General features: G+C 55.8%; 7 protein-coding genes and 1 pseudogene. 3 read left to right on the forward strand and 5 right to left on the reverse strand.

All coding sequences use genetic code 11. The annotated features are described in order from the left end of the window. The first annotated feature begins 1 nt into the window (after position 1). The gene (pdxH, locus tag ABX962_RS23350; RefSeq protein WP_372722797.1) at positions 2–646 is read left to right on the forward strand and encodes a pyridoxamine 5'-phosphate oxidase; all 645 of its coding nucleotides are present in this window, start codon (positions 2–4) and stop codon (positions 644–646) included. A 201-nt stretch (positions 647–847) separates the two neighbouring features. Here the strand turns inward: pdxH and priA are convergent, their stop codons facing one another. Next, positions 848–3,196 carry a primosomal protein N' gene (priA, locus tag ABX962_RS23355; RefSeq protein ID WP_372722808.1) on the reverse strand — a complete coding sequence of 783 codons (2,349 nt, stop codon included), beginning with the start codon at positions 3,194–3,196 and terminating at the stop codon, positions 848–850. Between the two features lie 403 nt (positions 3,197–3,599). On the opposite strand from priA, the gene nadD reads away from it, so the two are divergent. Beyond that, a complete protein-coding gene (gene nadD, locus ABX962_RS23360) occupies positions 3,600–4,253 on the forward strand; it encodes a nicotinate (nicotinamide) nucleotide adenylyltransferase (RefSeq protein WP_372722798.1) in 654 nt (217 codons plus the stop codon). Here nadD and ABX962_RS23365 read toward each other — a convergent pair. The 3 genes from ABX962_RS23365 to ABX962_RS23375 form a co-directional block, all read right to left on the reverse strand. Further along, positions 4,237–4,764 carry an NADPH-dependent FMN reductase gene (locus tag ABX962_RS23365; protein WP_372722800.1) on the reverse strand — a complete coding sequence of 176 codons (528 nt, stop codon included), beginning with the start codon at positions 4,762–4,764 and terminating at the stop codon, positions 4,237–4,239. The two genes, nadD and ABX962_RS23365, sit on opposite strands and share 17 nt — an antisense overlap. Before the next feature lie 185 nt (positions 4,765–4,949). Further along, entirely contained in the window at positions 4,950–5,726 is a 777-nt protein-coding gene (locus tag ABX962_RS23370) for a hypothetical protein (protein ID WP_372722802.1), read from the reverse strand. Positions 5,727–5,775: 49 nt separating this feature from the next. Beyond that, the gene (locus ABX962_RS23375) at positions 5,776–6,162 is read right to left on the reverse strand and encodes a hypothetical protein (protein ID WP_372722804.1); all 387 of its coding nucleotides are present in this window, start codon (positions 6,160–6,162) and stop codon (positions 5,776–5,778) included. Between ABX962_RS23375 and ABX962_RS23380 the strand changes: the two genes are divergently transcribed. Further along, entirely contained in the window at positions 6,161–7,882 is a 1,722-nt protein-coding gene (locus tag ABX962_RS23380) for a transglutaminase domain-containing protein (protein ID WP_372722806.1), read from the forward strand. The two genes, ABX962_RS23375 and ABX962_RS23380, sit on opposite strands and share 2 nt — an antisense overlap. Positions 7,883–8,028: 146 nt before the next feature. Here ABX962_RS23380 and ABX962_RS23385 read toward each other — a convergent pair. Beyond that, positions 8,029–8,307: pseudogene (locus ABX962_RS23385) on the reverse strand (DNA mismatch repair protein MutT); the annotation flags it as partial.

The following is an 8,307-nucleotide window of genomic DNA, read 5'->3' on the forward strand; positions in this document are numbered from 1 at the left end:
AATGTCGATCGAGAAAATGCGACGAACTTACACGCTCAGTGGACTCGATAAAAAAGACGTCGATCCCGATCCGATGGTTCAGTTCGATGTTTGGTTCAAGCAAGCCAATGAATCACCGTTACCGGAGTGGTTCGAGGTCAATGCGATGACGCTATCGACTGCGGACCCTCAGGGAGCGGTGACCTCAAGAGTGGTATTGCTGAAACAGGTCAAAGAGGGTGAGTTCTATTTTTTCACCAACTACGACTCAATCAAGGGAAAACAGTTGGCCGCCAATCCTCAAGCGGCCCTTTGTTTCTTTTGGCCGCACTTGGAGCGGCAAATTCGCATCGAGGGAAGCGTCCGCAAAGCATCCCGGGCGGATGCCGTTGCGTATTTTCAGAGCCGTCCGCGTGAGAGCCAATTGGGGGCGCTGGTCAGCCGCCAATCGAGCGAAGTGAGCTCGCGAGAAGATTTAGAAACTCGGATGCAAGAATTGATTGCCGAGCACGAGGGAAGCGAAGTTCCTTGTCCCGAAAATTGGGGCGGTTATGCCTTGAAACCAACTTGGATCGAATTTTGGCAGGGACGCCCCAGCCGACTGCACGATCGCATCGCCTATAAGCAACACGATGGGGGATGGAAACAAGTGCGGTTGTCACCCTAACCCGCCGCTGCAAATCGAGAAGCAGCAAACCTCGCAGTAGCGAGCATTAGTGCCGGGCGTGGATTTGACTGCGGGGGACTTCGATTGCGGCGCGGTCTTGCCGGTCGCTTTCCGCTTGCACGTCGTCGGACATCCGCGTTCGCTGGAAAAACTAATTGCGACTCATCGCTATACGGCGAAGCGGTAGTTTGCCAAACCATGCTACAGCATATCGATCGGGTCGATGTCGACGACGTATTGGACGTCGTCCTTCTCGGGAATCGTGAACGAGTCGGTGGCCCGGCGAATTGTCTCGCCTAGCTGAGCACTATCGGTGGATTGCAGTAGCAGGTGGAATCGATACTTGCCACGCAATTTGGGAATGGGTGGCGGGGCAGGGCCCAGGATTCGGACTTCCGACCCAAGCGCTTGGCGGGCGGCTTCGAGTCGTCCCAGCAGCGAATCGGCGACCGCTTCGGTGACATCTTCGACGACGCCGCGGATGATGATGCGAGCGACCGAACCGAGCGGCGGATAATTGAACTTGCGTCGATTGACCATCTCGTCTGTCGCGAATTGATGATAGTCGTGCCGCGATGCTGCTTGGATCGCCGGATGCTCGGGCGAGAATGTTTGTACGATCACACGGCCGCCGCGATCACCGCGGCCGGTTCGGCCAGCGACTTGCGTAACCAATTGGAACGTTCGCTCGGCTGCACGGAAATCAGGAAAGTGTAACGCACTATCGGCATTGATCACGCCGACCAATAACACATTCGGAAAATCGAGCCCTTTGGCAATCATCTGTGTGCCCAGCAGGATGTTGACTTCACCACTGCGAAATGCCGACAGCACGCGTTGATGGCTGCCGGGGCGTTTCATCGTGTCGCTATCCATGCGAGCGATGCAGGCATCTGGAAAACGTGCTTTGACTTCGACTTCCAATCGCTGCGTCCCTAACCCGCCGTAGCGAATGCCATCGAACCGACATGCCGGACACCACGGCGGTGTCGCGATCGTGTAATCGCAATAGTGGCAACACGCTTTGCCACCGTCACGATGATGGGTCAAGGGCATGTCGCAATCCGGGCACGCGACAACGTGACCACAGGAGGGGCACTGAATCGTGGTAGCAAACCCACGCCGATTCAACAGCAGAATCACTTGCCCTTTTTCGTTCAGCGTTTCTTGGACGGCGAGATGTAGCGGACGGCTGATTGCACCCCGAGTCCGATCGTCGCGAATTCGCAAATCCACCAATTCGACACTCGGCATCGGACGCTGGTTAATTCGCTCGTTCATCGGAATCAATTCGGCATGCCCGGTGGAGGTGGCGTGCCATGTTTCCATCGACGGCGTCGCACTGCCTAAGATCAGCGGAATGCCAAGCGACATGGCGCGGGCATGGGCCACTTTGCGAGCGTGATAGCGTGGTTGTTCGTTTTGTTTGAACGAGGCATCGTGTTCTTCGTCCATCACGATCAGCCCTAATCGCGGCATGGGCGCGAACACGGCGCTGCGGGGGCCGACCACGACTTGCACTTCACCGCGGCGAATCCGCTGCCACTGGAAATGCCGTTCCGACGGAGTCATTTGGCTGTGCAGCACCGCGACCGTTTCGAATCGCCGCTCGAATCGCCCTCGCGTCTGCGGCGTCAAGCTAATTTCGGGAACCATCACGATTGCGCCGCGACCGGCACGCACGATCTGCTCAATGGCCTTGATGTACACTTCGGTCTTGCCGCTGCCGGTCACTCCGTGCAGCAGGAGTGTTTTGCCAGTGCCCGATTCGATCGCGGCGCTAATTCGCTCCAGTGCGGCGGTCTGCTCTTCGCTAGGAATATGCGTTTGTTGACTTTCGCCGTCATTTTTTTGCCAACGCATCGGCGTCGTGGCAGTCATTTCACGCTGCATCGAAACGTCGATGTACCCTTTGGATTGCAATCCGCTAACCGGCCCTCGCGTGCACTTGGCATGCACCATCAATTCGGACGCCGTCATCGGTCGGCCGGCGGCAATCAGAAATCGAAAGGCCGCCTGCTGCTTTTTCGGCAGCAACTCGATTGATTTTTCGTCACTGCGGTCGGGGTTGGGGGTCAAATAAGCCCGCTCGCGAGTCCCCGCGTTCGATCGCACACTTGAGGGGATCAAGGTGTCAAAGACTTGCCCCGTGGGCGCTTGGTAGTAATGACTGATCCACAGTACCAAACGCACCAAGGCGGGGTCACATAGTGGTTCGTCGTCGAGCACCTCGACAATTTCACGCAAGGAACCTCGTTTTCCCTGGTAACCAATCCGCGTCTCGATGCACCAACCCATCATCGGATGGCGACGTTTACCGAGCGGGACGCGGACTCGCATCCCTGGTTTCAAATGCTCGCGTTCGGCCTCGGGGATTTGGTAATCGTAGGGACCGTAGGGAGCTTCGCTAAACACGATGCGGCCGACGGCGATGTCGTCCTCGACAGTCAGTTCCCACGGCGGAGGCTCGGTTTCAAACAGTTCGGCTTGCTGTGCTCTCGCGCTGTCCTCCTTTTTTGCGGCCTCGTGATCCGAGTCATCTGCAAACATCGATCCGTCGATCGCCAGATCTGCGGACAAATCAAACGCCTCGGATTTGCCCCCTTCATTAGATTGAGGCTGTTCCGCCGATGAGCTCGGGGCCACGTCAGCATCATGCTGCGTTCGGGGGCGGGAATCAAACTTGGACATGGTCGGGGTGCCGACGGTAGGCGGAACAGGATCGGATGGTATGGAGGTTAGCATAGTGTATGTTGGATAAAAGGAAGAATAAGGGAGGAAGAATGCCAAGTTCCGTGCTCACCCATCAGAATCGCATCCCTCGTGCGAACCCCCTTATCTCCTCTATTTTCCTGGTTTGCTGGACAAGTCTGGTCAAGCGATCTGCAGCGAATTTCGCTTTGCCAACGAAATCGCTCTTGATGCCCCCCAAAAAAAGAAAGAATCGAGATTGATGAGAATTGGACTTTTCGGAGGCTCGTTTGACCCCGTCCATGTGGGGCATTTGTGGATCGCCGAGGCGGCGCGAGAAACACTGTCGCTCGACCACGTTCGCTGGATCCCCACCGCAACGTCACCGCTGAAACTAGCCGGAGCGGTCGCCTCGAGCGAGGATCGTGTCGAGATGCTAAAGCTGGCGCTGGCGGATAACCCCTACTACGAATTGGACGAACGCGAGATCGCCCGGGGTGAGATCAGCTATACCGTGGATACGGTGGCGGAATTGATCCAGGAAATGCCCGAGGCTCAATTTTTTATGATCATCGGCAGCGACTCTTTGGCGAGTCTACCGCTCTGGCATCAACCGCAGCGGCTGCTCGAATTGATTACGCCTGCGGTGGTCCAGCGCGGAGGCGAAGAGGCAATTGATTTTTCGGTGCTGCAGGGACTGGTTGACCAAGACCGAATTGATGACATCGCGTCCCGCGTGATCGCAATGCCGATCATCGAACTCTCTAGCAGCGAGCTTCGCCAGCGTGTGCAACAGGGGCGAAGCATTCGGTACCGCACCCCGCGTGGTGTCGAAGCGTTGATTCAGCAGCGTGGGCTGTATCGCAGCGACCCTTCGACCGCGGGCGCGCCGGAAAACGCTAGAGCGATCGATTGATCGCGTCGGCAAGCTTCGTTGTTTCGCTGACCAGCATGTTGACACGTTGCTGGATTTCTTCGTCGGCCAATCCATTCCCTTCGAAGGCGTCGCCGGTAGCGTAAATGAACCGTGGCACGATGATGCAGCGAAAATCAAGCATCAAGCTGTTGGCCAATCCCATTGCCGACATGTAGCTTCCTTGACCACCGGCAGCCAGCATCAAACTGACGACTTTTCCGGTCCATGCTCGTCCCGTCAATTCCACCGCGTTTTTTAACGCCGCGTTGACGTCATAGTTGTACACGGGGGAGGCGACGAGGATGGCGTCGGCATGCTGAATCAACTCCGCCAATTCTTTGACGTTTGCGTCCGCGTAAGCCGCAGCGCCGTCGCATGCGGGTAGCTTTTTGATCACTAAGTCGAAAAGGGTGGCATCGCGTCCAGTTTGCTGAAGTTGTTCGACGGCGGCGCGAGCAAGGATACGGCTTCGGCTAGTCGGATGCAGGCTTGAGCTGATGACAAGAAACATGGCTTTGCGTTATCGTTGGCGACACGTTCGAACAGGTGTGAAACCACGAATACTCTCAGACCCGCGGCGTTTTGTCGAGTCGCAAAGGGAAAGGAGGGGCGGTTTCCGCCGCGAAATACTGCCTGGCAAATCACGGCGAAACGGCTCGTTCGCCGTTAACCGGCGGCTTGCGCCCCATCCCACCGTCAGGCGTATTCTTCGTAATCGTCCAAGAACATTTCACCATCCATCCCGAGTCGGTGTTTCAGCTTTTCGAACTCGCCGGTGAAGCGTTCGCTGCTGCTGTGAACGTGTTCGGCCTCGGTGATGAACTGCAGTTCGTCGTCGGGATAGACATCGCCCCGGATCAATGTTTGCGAAAAATTATCAAGGGGATCGCCATAAGCGATCAGCAATTTGTGTTCGTCCAGTTGAACTTCCTGACGTTTGCTGGGGTTGATCACGGCGATGCCCGTGCAACCATCGTTAAGCAATAGGTCCTCGAACTCCCACAGCATGCTTTTCAGCACGGGGGCGTCGATGTGTTCTCGATACAGATCCTCGGGGTGAGGGTTACCTTGGTGGCTGGTTTCCAGCACCACATCCACCACAGGGCCGAGCTGATCCACCAGTTCGAGGAACAGGTCCATGATTCGGTGGCGAGTCGCCGATGCCAGGATCACCGGGGTGCTTAGACCCGTTTTTTCGTCGACATATTGATCATATCGGAAACCCTGTTTCGGTACGACCTGCAGATCATACGACGGGCGAACCGCATCGGTGAGCTCGAACACACCATAGGAACGAATCCCCATGTGGGTTTGCAGTTCGTCATCGGTCAGCGTTTCAAAGCTTCCGTTGGAAGCCACACGAACCGCTTCGTCGCTGGTGCCATTTCGAAGTATACGCTTGAGAAAACCCATTTCGGTTTCCAGTCCCGTTCGCAGCAAGAAAATATAGGTGTGAAATAACGTTGGGTGCACTGACTTCGGTTTCGATTGAATCAGTACACCCAACGCTAGGTCACGTTCTTCACGGGATCAGGCAAAGACCACCTAAGCGGAAAAGACGGCGAGTATTTACGACTGTATATCCATTCATACCCGGATATCCATTACATCCGGCACCTTGCTGGTTGGCCGAGCCGATCCCCGTATGGGTGGAATTGTCGTGATTTGTCCCGAGAACAAGTCGCTTGAGATGATCCAATTCAAGCGATTGCGACACAGGCATTGCGGTGCTGACGCTCGCTTGGACAGCTGTTGCTCGCTCGATCTGTCGCTCACTGGGATCTGTCGCTCGCTGGGATATAATGAGGACCGATTGGAGGCGGGGAGCCAACTCAGATGCCTTTTTGTCGCTTAGCGAAAGTTCAACGTTTCCTTTTTCCTTTTCTGATTCGAAAATAGACAGCTTCATGCTTCGATTGCTCACGTTCCTTTTCGGCTCACGCTTCGCTTTGAAGGTTTTTCGCACTTCGCTGGAGCGTTTCGCCACGTTCAAAGCGGTCTGGATTACCGGTTTCTTGCTGGGGTGGAGCGTGTTGAGTGGTTGCGATATTCCCGAGCGGGTGCCGTTGGTCCCGCCGGCGGATTTGTATCGTTCCGTCGACCTGCCGAGGCAAGGCGATGCGGAATCCGCGGGCGAGCAGGTTGCTGGTGATGATGCGACGCAGGAGAACCGCAGATTTCGTGGTGATTTCGAGGCCTGGGATGCCTATTTCGTGGGTGACAAGCACGTGGGGTACAGCCACATCTCGGTTACCGTGAATCGCGATGCGGGCCAGCGTGATCCTGAAAAACAGCATGTCGAGCTGAATATCGAAGATTGTTTGTTGATTCACCGAGGATCGGTGTCCGCCTTTGTTCAGCGTCATTCGCATCAATCCAGCGAGACGATTGATGGACAATTGCAGCACTACAAAAGCAACTTGAGCGTCGGTCCGATCATCACCACATGCGAAGGGACGGTGGACGAGTCGGGGCTGACCACTGTCAAAACACGCGGTGCCGCAGTGACCACCAAAAAATTCCCCTGGGGCACCGAGCATCGTGGCTTGTTGGCGGTGGAAGAGTCGATTCGCCGCGCGCCGCTTCGCATCGGCCAGAAGCGAACGTTTCAAACCCTGGCTCCGATCCAGCCGCTGGTTACCACCGTTCGCATGCACTGCGTCGCTAAGGCTACGGTTCCGCTGATCGACGGAAAACCACGTGAATTACTCGAAATTGATGTGGAAACCGATCTGGGGGAAGGTCGCAAAACTTATCATGTGATTTGGGCCGAGCCCGATGGAGCGATTCGACGCGCTTTGTATCCCGCATCAAACTTGGTCACGTACCGAACCGACAAGGAGATTGCACTCAAAGACATCGAGTCGCAGCAGACTGCGATCGCGATCGCGTCCACGTTAACCAACAGTGAGCTTGATCGCCCTAGCGAGACAAAACGAGTCGGGTTCAAGTTGGTCCGGACGGCATTGTCACGTGCTGCGGAAAAGTCGCTTGTCCAACCGCAACCGAATCAATTTGTGCGGAAGTTGGACGAGACATCGTTGTTAGTTCTGGTTTCGACATTGGGGGAAGCTCCCAAAAACGGGTTCCAACAAGGTCGTTTTCCGGTGGCCGATGCGGACCGTAAACCGAGTGCGATCATTGATTCTTCAGAAACGATGGTGCGACGAATTGCGCAAGCTGCCGGGGGCTCGGGAAAACTTGGTGAACGTGAACTTGCGATTGAGTTGGCTCGATCGGCGAACCGGTTAACTCAATTGAATCCCGCTTCGGGCACGTTTCAACGCGCTTCGGAAGTCGCCCGCAATGCGCAAGGCGACGCAACCTCCTATGCGGTGTTATTGGCCGCGTTACTGCGTGCCAAAGGAGTGGCTTCGCGAGTCGCGTTTGGTTTTCGGTATCAAGCAACCCCATCGCCACGAATGGTGTATCACGCTTGGACGCTTGCTCATGTCGACGGAGCTTGGTTGCCGCTAGATGCGACCACCGGTGGACTTGCGGCGGCAGATCGTTTGACGGTCTCCACAAGCAATCTAAGTGATAGCGATATTAGCGAGGCAATGGTGCCTGTGCTGGATTTTCTCGGGGCTTATCAAATCGAGATTGTTTCATCAGCAACACGCTATTAACGAACGGGAGTGTGGGGTTGGGGGCTGGAAAGCGAGATCGCCGCGTCAACAGGGGTGTGGTCGATGAAAAAACGGGATGTTGGTTTCGCGTTTGATTCCGGCTTACTCCCGTCACCTGTGTTGGCCCGTCACCTGTCGTTGGCCCGTCACCTGTCGTTAATAAGGTGCCGTGCGACCGCCGCCAACAGCGGGTCGATCGTCTCAGCTTGGATGGCATGAGGAGGATTCCATGGGAACCATTCCGCCGCATCGTGCTCGGTCAGCACGAGCTTGGGTTGGTGGGTCAAATACCCCAGGAAATATTGAACCGTTTTTTGAAAAACTTGTGAGCCTGTTTTTTTATAGGATACCGGGTAGCGAATTTCGAAGCGGAACTCGGGGTCGATTTCGATGTCGGAGGGATCAATGCCGGTTTCCTCCTGGGT

It is taken from the genome of Novipirellula sp., from assembly GCF_041583735.1.
Taxonomy (GTDB): Bacteria; Planctomycetota; Planctomycetia; order Pirellulales; family Pirellulaceae; genus Novipirellula.